This is a genomic window from Pseudoalteromonas sp. LC2018020214 (assembly GCF_016598755.1).
Lineage (GTDB): Bacteria > Pseudomonadota > Gammaproteobacteria > Enterobacterales > Alteromonadaceae > Pseudoalteromonas > Pseudoalteromonas distincta.
In genome coordinates this window covers 1,130,195-1,154,263 of record NZ_CP066804.1, presented here as the reverse complement: position 1 = coordinate 1,154,263, position 24,069 = coordinate 1,130,195, and the positions used below count along the sequence as shown (strand labels likewise).

18 protein-coding genes and 1 tRNA gene are annotated in these 24,069 nt (G+C 38.5%); 3 read left to right on the top strand and 16 right to left on the bottom strand.

Features of this window, described 5'->3' with window-relative positions:
• Nucleotides 1–107: 107 nt before the first annotated feature.
• The 10 genes from purF to JG479_RS04965 form a co-directional block, all read right to left on the bottom strand.
• Nucleotides 108–1,634, bottom strand: a complete 1,527-nt coding sequence (gene purF / locus JG479_RS05010) for an amidophosphoribosyltransferase (protein ID WP_024596369.1) — start codon at nucleotides 1,632–1,634, stop codon at nucleotides 108–110.
• 18 nt (nucleotides 1,635–1,652) lie between these two features.
• Nucleotides 1,653–2,147, bottom strand: a complete 495-nt coding sequence (locus tag JG479_RS05005) for a CvpA family protein (RefSeq protein WP_002958356.1) — start codon at nucleotides 2,145–2,147, stop codon at nucleotides 1,653–1,655.
• Between the two features lie 195 nt (nucleotides 2,148–2,342).
• Nucleotides 2,343–2,984, bottom strand: coding sequence for an SPOR domain-containing protein (locus JG479_RS05000; RefSeq protein WP_200220073.1), 642 nt, complete (start codon nucleotides 2,982–2,984; stop codon nucleotides 2,343–2,345).
• A gap of 11 nt (nucleotides 2,985–2,995) precedes the next feature.
• Nucleotides 2,996–4,261 (bottom strand): bifunctional tetrahydrofolate synthase/dihydrofolate synthase, encoded by a 1,266-nt coding sequence (gene folC, locus JG479_RS04995; RefSeq protein ID WP_002958358.1) that lies wholly within the window; start codon nucleotides 4,259–4,261, stop codon nucleotides 2,996–2,998.
• A gap of 25 nt (nucleotides 4,262–4,286) precedes the next feature.
• Nucleotides 4,287–5,162, bottom strand: coding sequence for an acetyl-CoA carboxylase, carboxyltransferase subunit beta (accD, locus tag JG479_RS04990; RefSeq protein WP_007376856.1), 876 nt, complete (start codon nucleotides 5,160–5,162; stop codon nucleotides 4,287–4,289).
• A gap of 155 nt (nucleotides 5,163–5,317) precedes the next feature.
• The gene (gene truA / locus JG479_RS04985) at nucleotides 5,318–6,112 is read right to left on the bottom strand and encodes a tRNA pseudouridine(38-40) synthase TruA (protein WP_002958360.1); all 795 of its coding nucleotides are present in this window, start codon (nucleotides 6,110–6,112) and stop codon (nucleotides 5,318–5,320) included.
• A gap of 279 nt (nucleotides 6,113–6,391) precedes the next feature.
• Nucleotides 6,392–10,522, bottom strand: coding sequence for a FimV/HubP family polar landmark protein (locus JG479_RS04980; RefSeq protein ID WP_200220072.1), 4,131 nt, complete (start codon nucleotides 10,520–10,522; stop codon nucleotides 6,392–6,394).
• A gap of 354 nt (nucleotides 10,523–10,876) precedes the next feature.
• The gene (locus tag JG479_RS04975; protein WP_002962779.1) at nucleotides 10,877–11,893 is read right to left on the bottom strand and encodes an aspartate-semialdehyde dehydrogenase; all 1,017 of its coding nucleotides are present in this window, start codon (nucleotides 11,891–11,893) and stop codon (nucleotides 10,877–10,879) included.
• A 48-nt stretch (nucleotides 11,894–11,941) separates the two neighbouring features.
• Nucleotides 11,942–13,063, bottom strand: coding sequence for a 4-phosphoerythronate dehydrogenase (locus JG479_RS04970; RefSeq protein ID WP_200220071.1), 1,122 nt, complete (start codon nucleotides 13,061–13,063; stop codon nucleotides 11,942–11,944).
• Nucleotides 13,064–13,318: 255 nt separating this feature from the next.
• Complete coding sequence (locus tag JG479_RS04965; RefSeq protein WP_200220070.1) at nucleotides 13,319–15,541, bottom strand: TonB-dependent receptor; 2,223 nt, start codon at nucleotides 15,539–15,541, stop codon at nucleotides 13,319–13,321.
• Nucleotides 15,542–15,950: 409 nt separating this feature from the next.
• On the opposite strand from JG479_RS04965, the gene JG479_RS04960 reads away from it, so the two are divergent.
• The 3 genes from JG479_RS04960 (at nucleotide 15,951) to JG479_RS04950 (ending at nucleotide 18,432) form a co-directional block, all read left to right on the top strand.
• Nucleotides 15,951–16,541 (top strand): LuxR C-terminal-related transcriptional regulator, encoded by a 591-nt coding sequence (locus JG479_RS04960; RefSeq protein ID WP_039484468.1) that lies wholly within the window; start codon nucleotides 15,951–15,953, stop codon nucleotides 16,539–16,541.
• Between the two features lie 322 nt (nucleotides 16,542–16,863).
• The gene (locus JG479_RS04955; RefSeq protein WP_039484471.1) at nucleotides 16,864–18,012 is read left to right on the top strand and encodes a porin; all 1,149 of its coding nucleotides are present in this window, start codon (nucleotides 16,864–16,866) and stop codon (nucleotides 18,010–18,012) included.
• A 12-nt stretch (nucleotides 18,013–18,024) separates the two neighbouring features.
• A complete protein-coding gene (locus JG479_RS04950; protein ID WP_039484474.1) occupies nucleotides 18,025–18,432 on the top strand; it encodes a phosphate ABC transporter substrate-binding protein in 408 nt (135 codons plus the stop codon).
• A gap of 224 nt (nucleotides 18,433–18,656) precedes the next feature.
• On the opposite strand, the gene JG479_RS04945 is transcribed toward JG479_RS04950, so the two are convergent.
• The 6 genes from JG479_RS04945 to folP form a co-directional block, all read right to left on the bottom strand.
• Nucleotides 18,657–20,282: a methyl-accepting chemotaxis protein gene (locus tag JG479_RS04945; RefSeq protein ID WP_138488740.1), complete on the bottom strand. Its 1,626-nt coding sequence runs from the start codon at nucleotides 20,280–20,282 to the stop codon at nucleotides 18,657–18,659.
• Nucleotides 20,283–20,490: 208 nt separating this feature from the next.
• Nucleotides 20,491–20,575: transfer RNA gene (locus JG479_RS04940), tRNA-Leu, on the bottom strand.
• 80 nt (nucleotides 20,576–20,655) lie between these two features.
• On the bottom strand, nucleotides 20,656–21,009 hold the full coding sequence (gene secG / locus JG479_RS04935; protein WP_002962769.1) for a preprotein translocase subunit SecG: 354 nt from the start codon (nucleotides 21,007–21,009) through the stop codon (nucleotides 20,656–20,658).
• A 1-nt stretch (nucleotide 21,010) separates the two neighbouring features.
• Nucleotides 21,011–21,760 carry a triose-phosphate isomerase gene (gene tpiA / locus JG479_RS04930; RefSeq protein ID WP_039484482.1) on the bottom strand — a complete coding sequence of 250 codons (750 nt, stop codon included), beginning with the start codon at nucleotides 21,758–21,760 and terminating at the stop codon, nucleotides 21,011–21,013.
• A gap of 71 nt (nucleotides 21,761–21,831) precedes the next feature.
• Nucleotides 21,832–23,181 carry a phosphoglucosamine mutase gene (gene glmM, locus JG479_RS04925; RefSeq protein WP_200220069.1) on the bottom strand — a complete coding sequence of 450 codons (1,350 nt, stop codon included), beginning with the start codon at nucleotides 23,179–23,181 and terminating at the stop codon, nucleotides 21,832–21,834.
• Nucleotides 23,181–24,026: a dihydropteroate synthase gene (folP, locus tag JG479_RS04920; protein WP_197120724.1), complete on the bottom strand. Its 846-nt coding sequence runs from the start codon at nucleotides 24,024–24,026 to the stop codon at nucleotides 23,181–23,183. The genes glmM and folP overlap by 1 nt, the downstream gene beginning before the upstream one ends.
• Nucleotides 24,027–24,069 lie beyond the last annotated feature (43 nt).

Here is a 24,069-nt window from a genome sequence, read left to right as displayed (position 1 = left end):
TAGCTAATAAAGAGTCGTGTTTGATAGAAATGTTCCCTTTCTTTCCTTCGCAAAAAAGGAGCTAATTAGCTCCTTTTTTTATGTAACGACTTTTTATTAACTAATTATTAATCAGCTTCGTTTTCGTCTTGGTTGTGAATCTCTAAACTTGAAGACATCGCACTTTCGCGGGTGCTTTTTGCTGAATCGTTACGTAGCTCATCAATACGGTTTAAATAGTTTTGATCAATGTCGCCTGTAATATATTGCCCATCAAATACAGAGGTTTCGAACTTAGTAATTTCAGGATTTTCTTGGCTAACCGCAGCTATTAAATCTTTTAACGATTGAAAGATTAAACCATCAGAGCCAATACTTGCGTTAATATCTTCCACTTCACGGCCGTGAGCAATAAGCTCAGCTGCTGAAGGCATATCAATACCGTACACATTAGGGAAGCGTATTTCAGGCGCTGCGGATGCAAAGTAAACATTTTTAGCACCAGACTCTCGAGCCATTTCAACAATTTGTGCTGATGTTGTACCACGAACAATTGAGTCATCAACCAATAATACGTTTTTGCCTTTAAACTCGCGATCAATTGCATTTAGCTTTTGACGCACTGATTTTTTACGCATCTCTTGGCCAGGCATAATAAATGTACGACCAATATAACGGTTTTTAACAAAACCTTGGCGATACGGTAAATCAAGCACACGTGCAATTTCCAGTGCTACATCGCATGAAGTTTCTGGGATTGGAATAACTACATCAATGTCTTTATCAGCCCATTCGCGTGCAATTTTTTCGCCTAGTTTTGTGCCCATGTTTACGCGTGTTGCATAAACAGACATACGGTCTATTGTTGAATCAGGTCGAGCAAAATAAACAAATTCAAAAATACATGGCGAGTAAGATGCTTTATCTGCACAACTAAGTGAATGAAATTCACCTTCTTCTGTAACATATATAGCTTCACCAGGGGCAACATCACGTACAAACTCAAAGCCGTCCGGTTTTAACGCAACGCTTTCAGAGGCGAACATGTACTCAGTGCCTTTTGCAGTCTCACGTTTACCAAATACAAGTGGACGGATACCATTCGGGTCGCGAAAAGCAACAATACCGTGACCAATAATCATAGCAATTGTTGCATAACCACCGCTTACTTTATTATTTACCTCGGTTACCGCAGTAAATATATCTTCAGGGTCTAAATGCAACTTATCAGATTTACTTAGTTCATGTGCCATGATGTTGAGTAAGATTTCTGAATCAGATGTTGTATTTACATGACGACGTGCTTCTGAGAATAACTGCTCTTTTAAAGCTTCTGCATTAGTAAGGTTACCATTATGGGCAAGCGCTATACCAAACGGTGAGTTAACATAAAAAGGCTGTGCTTCAGATGAGCTTGAAGACCCTGCTGTAGGATAGCGCACATGGCCAAGACCAATCGTACCTTGTAGTCGTTTCATATGACGAGTGTGAAAGGCATCTTTCACTAAGCCATTTGCTTTGCGTAAGCTGAACGTATTATTCTCAATGGTAATGATACCCGCGGCATCTTGACCACGGTGCTGCAAAACAGTTAAGCCATCATAAATCGCCTGATTGACAGGGGATGTTCCGACTATTCCAACGATACCACACATGTAATTTATCCTCGCCGATTAACGGTTTACTGAATTTAAAAAGCTCGAGTTGTTTTCTAGGTACGAAAAGAACCATTCAACAACAAAGCCAAATTCTGGAATCAAAATAGAATTGCCCCACCAGTGCGTATTGGGTGCACCAGTAAAAGCATCAAGAAAGAAGAGTAACGCGCTCACGACCAACACGCCTCGTAGAGCACCAAACACTATGCCAAAGACACGGTCGGTACCCGATAAACCAGTACGATGTACGAGCTCACCTAAAATGTAGTTTAGTAAACCGCCTAACAGTAGCGTCGCAAAGAATAATATGGCTATGGCCGCCGCATTTCTTAAAAGGGGTTCAGAAATGGTTGTTAGGAAGGAAGCTAAATATTGGTAAAATAAGCTAGAGATGATAAAGGCGCCAGCCCATACCGCTAATGACATTGCTTCTTTTACAAAGCCGCGTATTAAACCGATGATGGTAGACAATACAATGATGCCAATAATGGCGTAATCAACCCAGATCATAAGAACCAATTAGTCGCTAATTTGGGGCGCATTCTATACCCAAACATCGTTAGTATGCAAGTTTAAACGGGAGATTACTGGGTTGTAGTTAATACAAAAAATTAACATTCTAGTCTAGGTATTGTGAGATAAAGATAATGATAAAAAAAATATAAATAAATAAAAAAAAGGCTTGTTATACAAGCCTTTTTAAAATTATTTTGTTACTTCGTACTGCGTAACTTTACCATTTAATTTAGTAAGCTCTTTGAGCTGGGGGAGCTGCTTTTGTAATTCACTTTTATCAAGCGAAGGACCAACAAATACTTTGGTTAGTGTCCCATTTGGGGTTTTAATCGGTTTAGTAAACGTTTTAAACCCTTCAGCCTTTAATTTAGCCTGTAATGCTTTAACGTTTGCAACATGTGAAAAACTACCTAATTGAATAACATAGGCCATACTCGTTAGGTTTTCATCACTTTTACGTGGTGCAATTGGCTCTGGCTTAGCTTGAACAGGCGCTTTTGTAATTGGTGTAGCTTTGGGTTCTATAGTTGCTTCAACAACTTTATCTTCCACAGCGTAATCACTCTCATCCATCGCGCTTTGCTGCTCAAAAGCTTCATCGTCAGCTTGAATGTGTTCAATTTCATCTTGCTTTAGTGGCTCAGCATTAGCCATATTTTCATCAATTGACTCTTGAAGATCGATTGTTTTGAACTCAGGGCGGTCTGGGATCGCTTTAAAGCCTTCTTTATAATGCACTTTTTCGCCATCGAGTATATTAGGGATAAACACAATTGCTGCGATCACCACTATACTTGTTCCGACTAAGCGATTAATAAAACTTGAGTTCACCGACATCCTCTCTATTTTTTAAAGTAATTAATAGCGCCAGCAACTGTAAAAAATGAACCAAATATAATCAACATAGTATCACTTTGTTGTTCTGGTAAAATTACATTCAGTGCTTGTGCCACACTATCATAGCTATTAATAGTATTATGATGAGACAATTCGTGCAGTGCATTTTGTAAATTACTTGCAGTGTCGCCTCGCGGGCCACTTAAGCTCGCTAATGACCACTCATCGACCAAGTGACTTACTTCTTTAAATACACCCGCTTTATCTTTATCAGCAAGCATAGCGGCTAATGCATGAATTTTAAAGCCTTTATCTTTATAGCTTGATAACTTATTGGCTAAATAACGCGCCGACTCAGGGTTGTGTGCTACGTCGGTAAAGACTAAAGGCTCAACACTTAACTGTTGAAAGCGCCCTTCGACAACTAAATTAGCTAAACAACTTCGTATAATTGATTCACTAGGTAATAAGTTTAAAACACTTAGCGTAGTTAATGCGGTAGCTGCATTTTGACACGGTATTGCAGGCTTATCTATTTCAAGATTATGTTCTTTATATTGCCAATTAAAGCTCTCAGCATTTTCTTTAAAAATAAAGTCACTGCCCGACAGCGTCATGTTGGCATTAATTTCTTTGCCGTAATCAGTCATTGTGTGAGGAATATTTAAATCCCCTATAATAGCGGGCGTATTTTCACGAAAAATACCGGCTTTATCATAAGCCACTAACTCACGGGTATCACCTAAGTACTCTTTATGGTCTAAGTCTATAGTGGTGATCACGCTTGCAAAGGGAGTGACTATATTTGTGGCGTCAAAGCGCCCACCTAAACCAACCTCTAGTAATACATAATCGACGTTACAGCGTTTAAAAATTGCCAACGCCCCCAAAGTACCATATTCAAAATAAGTCAGAGCAGTGTCTTTACGGCCTTGCTCAAGCTGGTGAAAAGCATCTATATGAAATTGGTCTGCCAATTCTTCCCCATTAACTCGTACACGCTCGTTATAACGAATTAAATGTGGAGATGCGTAAGTACCCACACTGAAACCTTGCGCTAGCAATAGCGACTCTAAGCAGCGTGCTGTGGTGCCCTTACCGTTTGTACCGGCAATAAGAATAATTTTACTTGGAGTGTTTAACAGGCCAATATTGTTAGCAACATTAGCAACTCGCTCTAAGCCCATAGCAATGTTAGCTGGGTGAACACTTTCTAAATAAAAAAGCCAATCATCAAGGCTTGATGATTGGCTAGGAATTTTTTTTGTCATAGCGTGTAATCAGTAAAGCTGAAATTTACGCTACTCTATGCTCTTGTTCCGTAGAAGGCAAGTTCATAAATTTAGCTAAAATGCGTGCAAGGGTATCGCGCATTTCACGGCGGTCAATAATCATGTCAATTGCACCGTGTTCAAGCAAAAATTCACTACGCTGAAAGCCTTCAGGTAATGTTTCGCGAACTGTTTGCTCAATAACACGAGGACCCGCAAAGCCAATTAACGCTTTAGGTTCTGCAACGTTAATATCGCCCAGCATAGCAAGTGATGCAGATACACCACCCATAGTTGGGTCAGTCATGACTGAAATAAACGGAAGACCTTTTTCAGTCATTTTTGCAAGTGCAGCACTTGTTTTAGCCATTTGCATAAGCGACATAAGCGCTTCTTGCATGCGTGCACCGCCTGATGCAGAAAAACAAATAAGCGGCATGTTATGCTCTAAACATTGATCAACAGCATCAACAAAGCGAGCGCCAACAACAGAAGCCATTGAGCCACCCATAAATGAGAACTCAAATGCTACTGCTGCAACTGGAATGCCTTTTAATCGGCCTTTCATAGCTACAAGTGCATCTTTTTCACCACTTGCTTTTTGGGCTGCACTGATACGATCAGAGTATTTTTTAGAATCTTTAAACTTAAGAATGTCTTTAGGCTCATGTTGTGTGCCAAGCTCTTGACGGTCACCTTCATCTAAAAAGTGCTCCAGGCGCTTACGGCCACTAACACGCATGTGGTGGTCACACTTAGGACATACGTTTAATGACTTTTCTAATTCAGCTTTATATAAAATTGAATCACACGATGTGCACTTAGCCCAAACACCTTCTGGGATTTCTTTACGACCTGATGATTTTGTCGTTTTAGGTAAGATTTTTTCTAGCCAACTCATTTGCAACTCTCTTAATGCTGTTCTGTGTCGCGAGCCTGCCAATAGCAATTAGCAGACAAATTTTTTCAATTAAAACATGAATTACACTAACGCGGTATAAAAAACTGGTCTTAGTAGTTAAAAGTGTTCATAAAAAGTACTAACGACAACCATAACTAAATTTCAGCGTCAGGTAAAAACAATGGACCTAAAGGCATTTTAGGAATATTAAACTCTTCAGGATAATCGACATCAACTAAGTATAAACCTGCAGCTTTAGCTGTAGCACTTGCTTTAGCACGCTCTTTACAATCAAGTAATTCTTTCAACCAAATAGGCTGTTGCTTATGTATGCCAATATCCATCAAGCTCCCCGTTATATTACGTACCATGTGATGTAAGAACGCATTCGCCTTAATATCAATAATAACGTAACACCCTTGGCGCTGTACCGATAAATGATGAATAGTGCGAGTCGGTGTATTCGCTTGACAATGGATCGCTCGAAAAGATGTAAAATCGTGTGTCCCGATCAAATACTGACAGGCTTCCTGCATTTTAACTTCATCTAATGGGTGATGAAAATGCGTAACCCCTTCGCTTAACACTGCTCCTCGAAAAGGAGAGTTATAAATAATATAGCGGTATCGGCGAGCGGTTGCACTAAAACGAGCATGAAAATCGACAGCAACTGGTTGTGCAAAGCGAATAGCAATATCTTTAGGCAATAAGGTATTCATACCCATTGTAAATGCGACCATGTCACGCGAAGCTTCAGTTTCAAAATGTATTATTTGACCTGTACCGTGCACACCCGCATCAGTTCGCCCCGCACATACTACTTCAACTGGGTGATTACAAATACGCGACAATGCCTTTTCTACTTCTTGTTGTACGCTATTTACATGTGATTGACGTTGCCACCCACTATAGCGTACGCCGTTGTATTCAACTCCAAGTGCTACTCGCATAATTACTGCTTTACCTACTGTGCTAATGAACACGGCATTTTATGCTATCTCTCGACGCAATAAAAGGAGGTGTGCGGTAATACCCTTTTTATTAAAAACATGATCATTTTAATGAATCAAATAACTTAATAATCACGATGTAAATTATTCTTTTATAACAATTACATACTATAAAATTCGCTTCATTAATGCGTTGCTTTTCCTTGTTATAATTAAACTAACTTCCATAAAAAAACCCTTAATTAGAATAACCAATTAAGGGTTTTTTAAAACAATTTGTTATTTTAGTTTCGCTTTTAAACTAAGTGCCTCTTCTTGAACTTCTTCTGGGCCTTTGTTGATGACATCCTCAATGACCTTGAGCGCAGAATCAAAATCATCAATTTCAATATAAGCACGCGCTAAATCTAGTTTAGCTGAGTAGCCACCACTTTCAGCATCAACATCGGTTGGGTTATCACCAGCAAGTAATGCATCAAACTCACTCAAACCGACATCCATATTAACGTCGGTGTAAGGTTCGTGTTCAAGTTCAGCCTCTTCACTTTCTTCTAATAATGAATCTATATCTACAAATTCATCATTATCAAGTTGCTCAATATCACTACTTTCAACAAGTGGCTCTTTTGTAGTTAATGTGTCATCTTCCTCTAAGTCTTCTTTTAGCAAGCTGTCAAAGTCGACATCAAATTCACTGCTATCCTCAGCACTTAATTCTTCAGGCTCCGCTAACTCACTAAGTAATGAATCAAAATCAGTTTGCGTCAAATTTGACATAAACTCTTCATCAAGTTCATCGTCAGAGCTAATATCAGTGCTACCTGCTTCATCTGAGTTTGTTAACTGTGCTTCGCGCTCTGCATTTGTTTGCTCTTGCTGCTCGTCTGATAACTCATCAGTTAGCGCTTGCTCTAAAGTATCTTCGTCAAACTCAACATCTAAGTCAGAAAAATCGTCTTCAATTAAAATTTCATCATCAAAATCGTCTTCTAAACTATCTAAATCAGTATTTTCAGAAAGCGCATTTGATAAGTCCTGCTCAGCTTGGCTGGAAGCGACTCCCTGCGCATCACCGTCTAAATCATCACCTTGTAATTCTTCGGGGGTAAATGGCAACTCACTTTCTAGTGTTTCTTGAACTTCATCAAGGTTAAGAGGTTTGGTATCCTCTTCTATACTAACTGGTTCAACAGAATCAATTCCGTCATTAATTTCTTGCAGTAAATCATCATCAAACGACTCGTCTTCAACCTTAGCTTCTGATTCAGAGAAGTCATTATCAATTAATAGTTCATCATCAAAATCATCTTCTAAGCTATCTAAGTTAGCATTTTCAGAAAGCGCATTTGCGAGATCTTTCTCTGTTTGACTAAGTGCTACTGCATTTTCTTCACTCGGTGCATTTTCTTTAGGTTCTTGCGGCTCAAACGAAGGTCCATTATCCAATAATGAATGATCATCATCTAATTCAAGTTCAGGATATTCATCTAACTCTTCACTTGGCGTTATAAGATCGCTATCTAGCTGCTCTTCAACTTTTGTAAGATCTGAGTCATCGTCGCCCGCTAACGGATCGTCACCAAGATCTACTTCTATTTCTTCAAGATCGTCGTCAAGCTCATCTAATGACCAATCTGGTGTTTCTATATAGTCATCATCCGTCGCTTGTTGTAGCTCATTTAAAAGCTCATCAACGCTCTTTAAAGTATCATCTGTATATTCTTCAAGCGCATCTTCTGGATCAAGAAGCGACTCTGATGTATCTGAAAAATCATCAACCGTTACATCTATAAGTTCAGGTTCTTCTTTTAGCTCAGGTTCTTCTTCAAGCACAGGTTCTTCTTCAAGCTCAGGTTCTTCTTCAAGCTCAGGCTCTTCTTCAACCTCAGGTTCTTCTACAAGCTCAGGCTCTTCTTCAAGCTCAGGTTCTTCTACAAGCTCAGGTTCTTCTTCAAGCTCAGGTTCATCGTCAAGCTCAGGGGCTTCTTCAAGCGCAGGCTCTTCTTTAAGCTCAGGTTCTTCTACAAGCTCTGGTTCTTCTACAAGCTCTGGTTCTTCTTCAAGTTCAGGTTCATCGTAAAGCTCGGGTTCTGCTAAAAGCTCAGGCTCATCGTCAAGCTCAGGCTCTTCTTCAAGCGCAGGCTCATCGTAAAGCTCAGGCTCTTCATTTAATGATGAAGCAAGCGACTCAATATCATCAACATTTAATTCTTCTTGAGCATCTGCTAAATCCTCAACTGAGTCTGCCAATGCATTATCAATTTCTGAATCTCTTACATCTGAATTTTTTACTTCATCATCAATTAAGTTATCTATGTCGTCTAAATCAAAATCATCGCTTTGTTCAACTAATGAATCATCTACAGTATCTACTGCAGCCTCATCAATTAAGCTATCTATGTCGTCTAAATCAAAGTCGTCACTTTCCTCAACTAATGAATCATTTGCAGTATCAACTGCTGCCTCATCAATTAAGCTATCTATATCGTCTAAATCAAAGTCGTCACTTTCCTCAACTAATGAATCATTTGCAGTATCAACCGCAGTCTCATCAATTAAGCTATCTATGTCGCCTAAATCAAAGTCGTCACTTTCCTCAACTAAAGAGTCATTCTCAGTATCAACCGCAGTCTCATCAATTAAGCTATCTATGTCGTCTAAATCAAAGTCGTCACTTTCCTCAACTAAAGAGTCATCTGCAGTATCGACTGCAGCCTCATCAATTAAGCTATCTATGTCGTCTAAATCAAAGTCGTCACTTTCCTCAACTAATGAGTCATCTGCAGTATCATCCGCTGCCTCATCAATTAAGCTATCTATGTCGTCTAAATCAAAGTCGTCACTTTCCTCAACTAATGAATCATTTGCAGTATCAACTGCTGCCTCATCAATTAAACTATCTATATCGTCTAAATCAAAATCGTCGCTTGTATCAAGTTCAGCTGAAGTGTTATTTGAGGTATCTAATTCTGTTGATGTTTGATCTAATAATTCATCTATATCAAAATTATCTTCATCTGCAAGCTCTTCACTTAAAGCCGCCATTTCATCATGAGATTCTAAGCTGTCATCCTCTACAGCTTCGCTTGTTTGCGGTGCATCAAATTCAGGTAGACTATCGTCTTCATCAAACAAGCTATCTAAATCGTCATTAGTTAGGATTTCATCATTGTTAATTGAGTCATCAGATAAGTCTAAATCTATATCTTCAGCGTTTTCATCTGAAGGTTGATCAAACCCTTGCTGCATAAAAATATCGAGCTCATCATCGTCATCGGTATTTTCATCATCAAAAACAATGTCATCGCTTAGCAAGCTTTCGAGCTCATCCTGATCAAGTAAATTTTCGTCGCCAGAAAAATCATCTAAGCCGTCGTCTAAATCATCATTAGGCAACATATCACTTTCGAGACTATCATCTAATTGAACACTCAAGTCATCTAAAGGGTCAGGTACAATTGGATCGTCATTTAAGCTTGGGCCTAAATCATCATCGCCAGCATAGGTTGGGGTTTGTGGTAAAAAGTCATCATCGTTTTGCGGCTCTTCTTGATTACTTGCTCGTTTGCGTAAAAACATAACGATTGCAAAAATAATCAGTAACCCAGGAATAAACATTAACAAGCCCAGTACTATGGGATTTGAAAATAATGAGCCAAAATCAAATGACTCTTTTGGTATTACTTCTTGTTTTTTTTGTTGGGCAATAATCTCGTTTTGTTTAACAATGAGTTCTTTTAACTGATTTTGAATTTCGCTGTCTTGTCCTAATTGCAAACGTAAGTTTTCGAGCTCTTTTGATATTCCTGATAACTGTTTTTTAAGATTATTATTTTCAACTAAAATCTCTTCTACATTACTAACTGAGCTTTTAAACTGTTGTTGTAACTCAACTAGCTTAGTACCTTGCTCTGTTTTTATTTCATTTAATTCTTTCTGTATCTCTTTTTTAGCATCGTCTACATCAATTTTACGCGCTTGAGTTACTTTTGTTTGCGCTGAGTTAATTTCGCTTTGTGTAAGCGTGCCATTTTTTTTCTTTTCCCATAATGCATCATCTTGCTCAGAGCGTTGCTTTGCGAGCTGCGTATTTACAGCTTTTATTTCGGCTAAGGTAGGGATTTTTAAATAGGCACCATTTTGAATGTGGTTAAGATTTTGTTCTAAAAATGAATCGGGATTTTTGTTATACAAAGCCTGCATAACTTGATAAATACTGACAGAATTGTCTGGGCGCACTTTAGCTGCTATACGCCAAAGCGTATCAGTTGGTTTAATTGGCCCAATTGATCGCCCTTGCGCACCATAGTCAACGCCTTTAGGCCCCTTTAATTGGGTACTGTCCTGAGAGTAAACTGGCGTTACTATCAATGCAGACGCTAATATAATAAGTGTAGCTAAACCGCGCATGCTGATCCTTTAATATTTAAATATTAATAAAACACCTAAAACTTAAGTGCATAAATATTGTTTATTATTGCTATTATCAGCCAAATGACTGACTCGCATTTATTATTACAATCTATTTTTATTGCAAGCTCTATTCCAATTACAAACTATAAACCAGTTAGAGCGTAATATCCATCGCAACACCTTGAAAATAAATGCCTTAAAACATCTTTATAAATATTAATTTATTGAGTGTTATCAATCAGTTTTTGTATTTTTAAAATTAAACGGCAAAAATTTGACAAGCCATATAAACAAAAAGCGGCAAACAACTACTGTTTACCGCTTTAAAAGCATGTTTAGCGCAATTAACTATTACATGTAATTGGCAATAAGCTCTTCTGCAATTTGAATGCTATTAGTTGCAGCACCTTTACGAGTGTTGTCACTTACAACCCACATGTTTAGTCCATGAGGATGAGAAATATCAGCACGTAATCGACCTATATACACAGTATCGTTACCACTAGCGTCAGACACTGCTGTTGGGTAGTCACCTTCATCATCAATTAGCTCGACACCAGGCGCGTCTTTTAAAAGTTGCTTAACGTGTTCAAAGTCATAAGGCATGCGCGTTTCAATATTAATTGATTCTGAGTGCCCAAAAAATACGGGAACACGTACACACGTTGGGTTCACTGCAATAGTGGTATCACCCAAAATTTTATGAGTCTCGTTTACCATTTTCATTTCTTCGCGCGTATAGCCATTATCTTCAAAGCTATCAATTTGAGGAATAACGTTAAATGCAATTTGCTTTGGAAATACTTTATTATCCATAGGGCGTGCATTCATCAAATTAGCTGTTTGCTTTGCAAGTTCATCAACCGCGTCTTTACCTGCACCCGATACAGCTTGGTATGTAGATACGTTAATACGGTCTATTCCGTAAGCATCATAAATTGGTTTAAGTGCTAACATCATCTGAATAGTTGAACAGTTAGGGTTAGCAATAATATTACGATTTCTAAAATCAGCTAGGCTTGAAGCATTAACTTCTGGCACCACGAGTGGGATTTCAAAATCATTTCTAAAGTGCGATGTATTATCGATTACAATACAGCCGGCATCAGCAGCAATAGGAGCATATTTTTCAGATACACTGCCACCAGCAGAAAACAAACCTATATGCGCTTGGCTAAAGTCAAAGCCTTCAACGTCAAGTACTTCAATGGTCTCACCACGAAACTTTATATCTTCACCTGCGCTGCGGCTGCTAGCAAGTAAAAAAAGCTGATCAACAGGAAACTTACGATCTGCTAGCGTTTCAATGATTTGACGGCCTACTAAACCAGTAGCGCCAAGTACGGCAACGTTATATTTTTGCGACATATTTCTTCCTCTATAAACGACATTAAAACAACATCGTTAGTTAAATAATTATTCAGCTATGCTAAAGCCAAGCTGGCTAAGTGCTGCTAGTTGTGGGCTATCACCTTGTAGAAATAAGGTGCTAAATTCTCGCCTTATAGGATAGTTTTTACGTAAACTATCAAAGCCGTCGCTCTCTAGACGACGAAGTAATATTCCGTCATCGCGGCGAACGTCATAAATTAAATGCACTAAACGGGCAATATCTTGCTCATTAAGGCTTTGCGTAACAGTTGCATTTGTAACGGCTGGTGTTGGTAAAAAATCATCCAACGATTTAATCGCCTCAACACCTTTGAGCTGACACAGTTTTTGATACAACATTTGTGTACCACGAGCTTTCCCCTCAAGTGTATGCCCTGCAATATGCACACTAGCGTAACGAACATGCTCTAGTAATTCAGTTAAAATATTGGGTTCTTTCTCCCATACATCAAGTACTAAATCTAAATCAGCCCCAGCTTCCATTACCTCAAGCAATGCTTGGTTATCAATTACATCGCCACGGCTTGCATTAATTAGCGTGCTTCCTGGCTTAAGTGCTTTTAAACGCTCTTTACCCATCATGTGCAGTGTTTTATGCTCGCCACTTTTAACAAGGGGAACGTGAAAAGTAACAACATCTGACTGCGCTAATAACTCATCAAGCGCTACATGCTCTTGTAATAAGCCTTGTTCGTGCTTAATCGGATCGCACAGCAGTACAACTACGTTTAATGCTTTTAATTTTTGCGCCAAACATGTACCAATGTTGCCCATCCCTACAATACCAATTGTTTGACCACACAATGGACGCGCATTTTCTTGGCTTAATGCAAATAAGCTACTAATTACATATTCAGCTACAGCAACAGCATTACAACCAGGTGCACTTGTAAAAGCAATATTTCTATCATGCAGTAATTGCGTATCAATATGGTCAATGCCGATTGTGGCAGTACCTACAAAGCTCAACTTGTTAGCTTGTACCAAAAGCTCATGATTAACATTTGTCACCGAACGAGTAAGAAGAACATCTACATCTATTAATTGTTCAGGCGTTAATTTACGACCATCAAAACGCTCAACCTCACCAAAGTCTGCAAAGTACTGCTCAACTAAAGGCATATTTTGATCGGCAAGAATTTTCATTACAGAGTCCGTTTGGCAATTAAGAGGCGCCATTGTAGCGAACAACCTAGCCTTTACACAAACTAAAAAGGCGCATTTTAGTTAATACAAACACTCAAAAATGGGGATGTGGATTGTTTTAAATCAGCAATTAAAATTAGGAATTTAAACGATGCAAATAATAACCTTACTATTGAATACACAAAGGCCGAATCACAGCATGATTCGGCCTTTATTATGCAAAATAAACTTCAATTACATTTACTTGATTTTAGTTTATAGCTCAAAATCTTTTTTGAATTTCAAACCAAATTCACTTCGATCATTACTGCGCATTACGCCAACAAAACCTGATTGTTGAAGACGACCAACATCGTAAACTTCGTTTAGAACGTTTTCACCATACAGTGTAACTTCCATATCGCCATATGGATTAGTGTAGGAAATATTAAAACCAACTAGTTCACGAGAATCTATTGTCTCACTTTGGTTATAAACTGATTGCCCTTGCATCTCGCTTCGGTACGAATAGTTAGCATTAAACGCAAGTGTTGCGCCGCTCTCTAAATCCATAAAGTAAGAAGGTGCAACCATGACAGTCCAGCGTGGTGTAAGTGCTGGTGAATCGCCTTTACCTATACCTTGTACACCCTCAGCCACTTCTGTTATTTCAGAATCTAAATAACCAACTGCACTGCGAATAGTAAAGTCATCAGTAATAGCGACTGTTGTTTCAAGCTCAATACCTTGTGCTTTAGACTGACCCGCATTTTCTACAATTGTAACGAAACCGCCACCTGCTGTTGGGTCTGAAAACGGTAATGCTAAATCAGTGTAATCAGTCACAAATACCGCAAGCATCATAGATACATTTTCGTGTACTTGGCCTTTTAGACCCATTTCGTAGTTAATCGCTTTCGTTTCGTCAAATGATACAAACTGGTCTGGTCCACCAAATGGGCGCGGTGGAAAACCACCTGTTTGGTAGCCTTTTTGAATCTGGCCATACACATTCATATTATTGCTAAGCTGATAAGATGCATTTACATCCCAGGTAACTGCATCAAAATCTGCACTTACATACTTACGAGTAGGAAATGATGGGAATGTAGCATTTGCATCTTTTTCATCTTTTGAATAACGAAGGCCACCACCTACCGCTAAATCGTCAGTTAAATCGTAGCTTGCATTAAAGTAGGCTGCGTAAGAATTAGTTTCTTGGTTAATTTCAAAATCGCCGTAACCACCAAATGATTCTGTCACTCCGTCATTCAATAAGCCATTGGGTGTATTAAATGGGCTGAATACAAATGGGCCTGAACGTGTAAAGCCATCTTCATTAAAAAAGTAAAGGCCTGACACAAAGTCCATATTATCAAATGTTGCATTTAGTTGAATTTCAAACGAGTACTGATCAGCTCCGCCCTCTTCTGGAAACTCAGATAAGTTTAAAGGTGATGCATCGTCATCTAGGCCACCTTCATACTCAGATGTACGGTAGCTTGAGATAAACTTAGTAGTATAAGTATCGTTAATTGCCCAATCAGCCGAGAACGATGTGCCCCAACCTGAGTAAGAAGTTGATTCAATACCTGCAACGGTTGTGCCTAAATCATCAGGGTCTGATGGAATTAAATCTTGAGTCAATAATGGGAAGTCGCCATTAAACACATCGTTTGCATCTAGCGGGTCAGTTAATTCAATTGTGTAAGGCGATTGACCTGACTCATTATCAACTCCATCTAAAGAAAAAGTGAATGCTAAATCGCCGTTAGCTTGCCATTTAAGGGCTACACGACCACTAAATTCTTCTTCCTCACCAATTTCTTTCTCTGGATTTGCTAAATTAACAGCTTCACCAACACCATCACGTGTTTTGTAGGATGCACTCGCAGACATGCTTAGTTCATCGTTTAGTGAGTTATTAAAATAAACATCACCAGCAATACGTCCACGACTTCCCAGCTTAGCTGAAGTAGTTACAATACCTTCATCACCAGGTTGCTTTGTAATTACATTTACAGCGCCACCTAACGTATTACGGCCATATAAAGTACCTTGTGGACCACGAAGCACTTCAACACGCTCAACATTAGGTAATGATAAATTAGAACCCATTTGACGACCTAAATAAACGCCATCTAAGTATACGCCTACACCTGGATCAGTAGTTATTATGTGATCTTGCAGACCAATACCACGAATGAACACAGACGCATGTGCTGCATTACCAACACCGTAACGGGTGATGTTTAAGTTTGGAACATATTTACCAATATCTTCAAGATTACTCATATTGGCTTTATCAATTAGGTTCGCCCCAATTGATGTGATAGCGGTTGGAGATTCAAATAAGCTCTCTGTACGTTTACGAGCTGTGACCTCGATTTTTTCAAACGCGTCTTGTTTTGCTGTTGTTTTGGCTTCTTCAGCATTTACTGAGGTAGATAGTGCAGCGACAATTGCTAGGCTTAACTGTGAGAGTGTGCGTAGTTTCAAAATATTCTCCAAAGGATACCGTGTGATTTTTGTTATGCTTTTATATTGATAATATAAATTTTAGGCATAAAAAAAGACGCTAAATAGCATCTTTCCTCTGGACAGGTATTATATGACATTATTGTGAATAAATGTATAAAATTATTTAAATAAATTCATAGAAAATGACAGTAATTTAAGCATTGTTAGCTTTAAATGAATTATCATAAATAAACCCCTTTGATATTTACCTCAGTAATAAACTGTTTTAAAACAAAAAATCGCATAAATACCATTTTAAAAAGCGCATAAAATATACTTATACATGTACTTAAGTGTATAAAAAAAGAGCTAAAACACATTCAGCAATCATTGAAATTAACTAAAAATAAGAATATAGTGCTAAAATGTAGTCTATGGATAGAATATTATGAATATTGAAAATACAGCCAATAAAAGCCCCACATGCTTCACCAGCCCAAATTACACGTCACTTTTTTGTGTTGCAGCTGACTTCAACGTCCTACTTGTTAATTATCAAGCTTTAAACGTTATTACAAACCATGAACTTATAAATCAGTTTATGCTAAAAAACGGTCATCAAGGCCTCGTTATTTTTGACGTGCCCAAAGACGGTGATGTTTTGGCATTAAAAGAGTGGCCTAATTTAAAAGGTTTGTTTTATGAAGGCACTGACGAAGTACTACTGCAGCAAGGATTAGAAGCAATAGAACAAGGAAAACTTTGGTTTCCACGTGCGGTAACTGATGGTTGGATGAGACAAATGCTAGCGAGTGAACAACAAACTACGCTGCAATCAAATAACTTAACCTGCAAAGAAATGAAAGTATTAAACTTATTATTTTCTGGCTTACATTCAAGCGCAATTGCAGACACTTTATTTATCAGTGAAGCTACAGTTCGTGTACATTTACACAAGGTGTATCAAAAAATCGCTGTAAAAAACAAGCAACAAGCATTGCTTTGGTGTCAAAAAAACTTAAATAAGATTAATAGTTAAAAACCGATTAAGCAAACTTGATAATAGCCATTGTAATTACCAGCAACATTCGTTCTAACTCCTTAACCAAAGAACGTAAAAAGAAAATTTAGTTATAATATTCCCGCCACTTTAAAAAAGCCTTATTAACTAGATTTAAAATTTATTCTAATAAAATCATACTATTCTGTTTTTAATACATACATAAAATATATATGTTACAAAATTAAAAAGCCGTTACTAAATTTATTTTTATTAACTCCCTAAATTTATTAGATAAAAAACACTATCACTTCTATAATCCTATTGAAATCAACATCTAAATAACAAATAGGAAATACATATGAAAAAGCTATCTGTAGCAGTAGCTGTATGTGCTGTACTTGCATCTAGCTATGCAAGCGCTGAAGTACGTATTAATGGTTTTGCATCTATCGTGGGTGGTAAAAGCCTAGACAGTGATCAAACCTTATACGGATATGACGACGATATCTCATTTAAAAATGAGAGTAAGTTCGCTTTACAACTATCTGCTGATCTTCAAGAGAAGCTAACGGCTACGGCTCAAATTATTGCGCGTGGAGAGGACGACTTTGACGCCACATTCGAATGGGCATATGTTACTTATGAATACAGCGATGAACTGCAATTTAGCGCTGGTAAAATGCGTGTTCCCTTCTATAAATACTCAGATTTCTTGGATGTTGGCTATGCTTATCGCTGGGTACGTCCACCTCGCTCAGTATACGGTATCCCATTTTCGACTTATGAAGGCTTGAGTGTTGTTTACAACAATCAATTAGGAGATTGGGACTCTACTTTGCAAGGGTTTTACGGCGCTTTTGATGGCGATATAGATGTATTTGGAGATAGCTTACCTGCTGAGTTAAATAATTTAGGCGGTATAAACTGGAGCCTATCATACGACTGGTTCAGTGCACGAGCTGCATATATTGTGGCCGACACTAGCATTTCTATTGATAGCAGTGACTCAAGTAACTTAAGTGCCTTAAATGGAATTATTGATGTACTCAATACTAACGGTTTAACCAGTACAGTAAATGATCTGATTACTGACGAAGATGAAACAACTTTTGTTGGTATTGGCTTCTCTATTGACTATGATAACTTCTTATTTGATGCTGAATATACACAGTTTGAAGTAGAGGGAAGTATTTTGGCTGAACAATCACAATACTATGCCTCTGCGGGTTATCGTATAGATGATGTTATTGTTCACTTCACCTATGAAAAAAATGATGATAAGCATGATTCGTCACGTTTTAATACTCTTGAATCAATTCCTTTATTAAATACTACTGTGAACTTTGCCCTCGAGAGCATGCGTGCAGAGAGTAACGTATACACAATTGGCGCACGTTATGACTTCCACCCTTCAGCTGCATTTAAAATTGACTTCAGTCGATTTGATGATGACATCACTGACACTGAAACGGATATAGTCGCCGTTGGTGTTGATTTAGTATTTTAATTGGAGCGGAATATGAAAAAATTAATCCTAGCTAGTGCGCTTTCATTATGTTCTTTCGGTGCTTTGGCTGAAGTTGCAGTAATTGTAAATCCTAGTAATGCAAATGCACTTGATGCAGAGACTATTAAGAAAATTTACTTAGGAAAGGCCAAGTCGTTTGATAACGGCAATAAAGTCAACCCAGCAACTCAAAACGGTACCGCTATTGCTGATGAATTCAATTCTAAAGTGGTAGGCAAATCGAGCAGCCAATTAAATGCCTATTGGTCAAAACTTGTTTTTACAGGTAAAGGAACACCGCCTGAAAAGTTTGATTCAGATCAAGCTGTCATTGACTTTGTTGCCGCTAATGGTGATTCAATCGGCTATATAGATAGCAGTAAAGCAACTGACAAAGTTAAAGTGATTGCTACCTTTTAATTGCTATTATTAAATTAAAAAAACCACCTAATCGGTGGTTTTTTTATAACTAAACTTTAATAACAATTCGCTCAATTAAGTAAGATATTTTGAGGGAGAAAAACTGTTCAATAGCAAGGCAAAAATTTCTTATTTAGTATTCTAAATAAGAAATTTTAACACAGCTAGCGTCTGACCTGCCCTCTCAAAATGAATAAGCATTACTGCGAATTGGTGTAGTTACATTACTCAACTTTAAATTTAGCCGTGGCATCTAATAGGTTATCTGAAAGGTAATGAAGGTTTTTAGCTACATCCCTCACAGCCGTTAGCGAGTCCATTGTATCTTCAAATGATACGTGCATATTTGTCACGTTTTCTACAACCATAGCAGCAACTGATGTTTGCTCTTCTGTGGCAGCAGCAATTTGTGAGTTCATCCCATTTATTTCTAGCATTTGCTCTGCAATTTTCTCTATAGAAATGCCCGTTTTTTCTGCTGCAGTTGCATTATCTGTAGCCATATCTCTTGCAGTCGTCATTGCAGTAACTGATTCGTTAGCCGCTTCAGTTAAAGTAGTCAACAGCTCTCGAATCTCATTTGTAGAGTGAGCAGTTCGCGATGCAAGCTCTCTAACTTCATCAGCGACAACAGCAAAGCCTCGGCCATGCTCACCAGCACGAGCAGCCTCAATGGCAGCGTTAAGTGCAAGTAAATTTGTTTGCTCCGCTATTGATGTAATAACATTTAATATTTGCGACACATTTTTTGTATCGTCTGCTAATTTATTGATAGTTGTAGCAGCGTGATTAATCTCATCACTTAACGTACGAGAAGCGGTTACTGATGTTCGTACTTGAGTTCGACTTTGCTCAACTTCTTTCTCTGCCGTTTGCGCTGCATGAGAAGCACTTGCAGCTGATTGAGAGATATCTCCTACACTCTGTTTCATCTCTTCCATCGATTGCTTTACAATCTCAGCATCAGTGGTTTGTTTGGTCGTTGCACGCTCCGCTTGTTCCATCCCCTGCACTAAACGAGTAGAGTTTTCCATTAACGGTTCGCAAACCGCGATAATTTCTAACACCGTTTTTTTCAATATGCCAATAAAAGAGTTGAAGTTTATAGATACTTGACCTATTTCATCTTCAGAGTTAACTGTCAATTTAGTGCTTAGCGAGCCTTTACCACTTGCTAATAAGCTTAAATTATTTGCCGCATCACTTGCCGAAGAAGCAATTCGCTTAGCTATCCAAATAGCCATAAAGAGTAATAAAATAAGCGATACAATAGAAACAACTAACATTAACGTAAGGGCGTAATCAGAACGGTCTTTTGTGCTTGCAACAAGTTCAAAAAAGCGATCGTCAGCTTTGACTTGTGCTGCCTTAAACTTTTCTAGGACATCGGTATAAAGCGCTGTTTTCCTCTGTGCTTGTTGTTGAATTTCACTAAAATCTGCTGTTCCATTTACCATGCCATTTGCGATAGTCGCTGATATTTTTTCGTAATTTGCGAGCTGCTCTTTAGTGTCACTGTGAATGTAAGAGGCATTTATTTTTTCTATCGCAATAATATTCAACTCAAGTTGCTTGTATGTGTCAGATGCTTTCTCGACTAAATCTTGCTCACCAAATGTTACGGCTTGGGTGTAAAGTTCGTCCAGCTTCTCTAAAATGCCAACATTAGCTGATGTTAACTTAACAACTTTGTAGGATGATTTTTCCATTTCATCAAGTGCAATTCTATTATCATTCATAGCAAAATAGTTGATCAGAACAATCACTAAAAATGCAACGACAGCAATACTCGTAATCGCATGTATTTTTTTACTTATGCTGAGATTTTGAAAAGAGAAGCCTGAAGCCATTGTGAATACCTTATTTTATTGTCTAAATCTATTATCGGCTTATTACTCATAAGTGTTAACTAAATTTGTAATATTTCTAGTTTTTTTTACAAATAATTCAAAATTTTACATAACTAATTGCTCTTTAAAAAAGAAAGTACAAATAACATTCAATTTAAATCGCAGGCACAAAAAAACCAGTAACATTTCTGTTACTGGTTTCTAAATTTGGTGCGGATGGGGGGACTTGAACCCCCACGCCCGAAAGCACCACCCCCTCAAGGTGGCGTGTCTACCAATTCCACCACATCCGCATTTTTAAGCTTTCGCTTATTTGTTAAACATATGATTTATTTGAGGAGTATAAATCGTTTAACGATAACATTACGCTAAATTAGTTCGGTACGTCAGAGCTTTGCTCTTTCGTAGATGTTACCGGAACATCTTCTTCAACAGGAACTACAGTTTCCACTGCAGGAGCAGCTTCTAGGTTTTCCCACTCATCAGTCTTTTTAATTTGACCTGCAGTTAGGTTACCTAGCACAATGCTTAAAACAAAAAATACTGTTGCTAAGCTTGTGGTTGTTTTTGTCATAAAGTTACCAGCACCTGACGAACCAAAAACCGTGCCTGATGCACCAGCACCAAATGAAGAACCCATATCTGCGCCTTTACCTTGTTGAATTAAAACCATTCCAACTAGAGCTAAAGCCACAACTAAATAAACTACTAATAAAATTTCGTACATCTTATACAGTCCCTTTTGCACTGTTACAGATTGCAGTAAAAGATTCTGCTTTTAGACTTGCGCCGCCAATTAAGCCGCCATCTATATCTGTTTGTGCAAATAATAATTCGCTATTTTTTTCATTAACGCTACCACCATATAAGATGGAAAGCCCTTGTGCTAAAGTGCTATCAAGTGCAGCAATTTTATCACGGATAAATTTATGAACAGTTTGTGCCTGCTCTGGCGATGCAGTCTTACCTGTGCCTATGGCCCAAACGGGCTCGTATGCTATCACAGAATCTTTCAGTGCTGCTACACCTAATTTTTCAATTACTGCATCAATTTGTGCAGCAACTACTTGTTCGGTTTGACCGTTTTCTTGCTCACTTTCACTTTCGCCAACACATAAAATTGGTGTTAACCCAACTTCTTGTGCTCTAGCAAACTTTTCAGCGACAGTTTCATTACTTTCGTTATAAATACTACGTCGTTCAGAGTGACCAACGAGTACGTAAGTTGCACCTAAATCTTTTAGAAGCTGTCCATCTACTTCACCGGTAAACGCACCAGGTGTATTTTCAGAAACAGTTTGAGCGCCTGTAGAAACACCACTAGCTATCATCGCTGGTACAAGTGGGAATGGAGGAAATAAAACAATGTCCATCTCTTGTGATTTTACATCGTTAATAGCATCAGACATTTGTTTAACTAGCTCTAACGAACCATTCATTTTCCAGTTGCCTGCGACCATCGCCTTGCGTATTGCCATTTTCCACTCCACATTAGAAAGCGGGCGAGATATTAACTTTTCTCGCCCAAAGTTACAAGAGGTTATTGTTATTAATCAGTCTGTTTGCTCATAGATTCTACAACAGCTGCAATTTTTTGAGCGCTGTCTATTACAATTTTTTCCTGCTCGGCTTCAACCATAACACGAACAACAGGTTCAGTGCCTGATTTGCGCAGTAAAACTCGTCCTTTTTCGCCTAAAGCAAGCTCAACTTCTGCTACAGCTGAAAGTACCTCTGGCGCTTTTGTCGGATCTGTTCCAGCGGTATAACGCACGTTAATCATTTTCATTGGATATTTAGTAAAACCAGCACCCAAATCTTGTAGTGTACGGTTTTGTGCAACCATAGCTGCAAGTACTTGCAAACTTGATATAATGCCATCACCCGTGCTAATTAAATCTAAATTTAATACATGGCCTGAGCTTTCACCGCCAATTTTCCAGCCTTTTTGCTGTAGTAATTCCATTACATAGCGGTCACCCACTTTACTGCGAGCAAACTCGATACCTTTCGCTTTTAAAGCATTTTCAAGACCCATGTTAGACATTACAGTGCCAACTACACCTCCACCCAACATATCATCTTCGGCAGCTTGGCAAGCAATAATATAAACTAGATCGTCACCATCAAATACACGACCATTATGATCAACCATCATTACACGATCGCCATCCCCATCGTATGCAATACCTACGTCAGCTTTAAATTCAAGCACTTTGCGCTTAAGAGTATCTACATGAGTAGCGCCACATTCATGATTTATATTAACGCCATTAGGCTCGCATGCATGTGTTATAACTTCAGCGCCAAGTTCACGCATGACAGAAGGAGCTATATGGTATGTAGCGCCATTTGCGCAATCGACAACAATTTTAAGACCTTCTAAAGATAACCCTTGGGGGAACTGGCTCTTACAAAACTCTATATAACGGCCGTCTGCACTAACTAAACGCGAAGCTTTACCTAGTTTATCTGAAGCAACACATGTCATTTGCTCATCAAGCATCGCTTCAATTTGAAGCTCTACTGCGTCATCAAGCTTTAAACCTTGACCATTGAAAAACTTAATACCATTATCGTAATAAGGGTTATGTGAGGCACTAATTACTATGCCTGCCTCTGCACGAAATGTTTGCGCTAAATACGCAACTGCAGGTGTCGGCATTGGACCCAGTAATACAACATCAATACCAGCGGCAATTAAACCAGCCTCAAGTGCAGTTTCAAGCATGTAGCCCGAAATACGCGTATCTTTACCTATAATTACTTTTTTAGTGCCACTTTGTGATAATACGCGTCCGGCAGCCCAACCCAACTTCATTGCAAACTCAGGATTAATTGGTGACGTTCCTACCAGACCACGTACGCCATCAGTACCAAAATATTTTCTTTCTTTCATTATACAAATCCTTTCTCGCAGGCTTGATATACACCAAGTACATCTGCGGTTTCTTTAACGTCATGTACACGAATAATTTTTGCGCCATTTTGCGCCGCGATTAACGCACCAGCTAAGCTGCCCGCTAATCGCTCATTTGTTTCTCTATTTAATAGATTACCTATCATCGACTTACGAGATAATCCGGCCAATAATGGCAAACCTAACTTATTAAAATCATCAAACTTAGCCAATATTTGATAGTTATGGCTAAGTGTTTTTCCAAATCCAAAACCAGGGTCTAGAATAAGTCGCTCAAACTTAATCCCTGCTGTTTCACATGCTTTAATACGTTCACTAAAAAACATATTTATATCTGCAAACAGATTGTCGTAATGAGGTGCGCACTGCATGCTGCGAGGTTGCCCTTGCATATGCATTAAACAAATTGCTACATCTTCATACTGCGCAACCGTTTCTAAGGCGTTTATTTCTTGTAGAGCTCTTACATCATTGACTATATCTGCCCCAGCGAGTATTGCTTGCTCCATAACTTGCGCTTTACTAGTATCAATTGAAATAACGCAATCACTGTACTCACGTATCGCTTTAATAGCAGGAATTACTCGGGAAAGTTCATCTTTTAAACTCACATCTGGCGCGCCGGGCCGGGTAGACTCCCCCCCAATATCTAAAATTTGCGCACCATCCTCTAACAATTGCATTGCGCGCTTTAGCGCTATTTTGGGGTCTAAAAACTGCCCGCCGTCAGAAAATGAGTCAGGCGTTACATTCAATATTCCCATAATAACAGGCTTTTCAATATTGAGCGTACGTCCTCTGGGAAGCTTTAATATATTAGTCATTGCCAACCTTTATTCTTTTTCTAAATAGCTGATACAAAAAAGC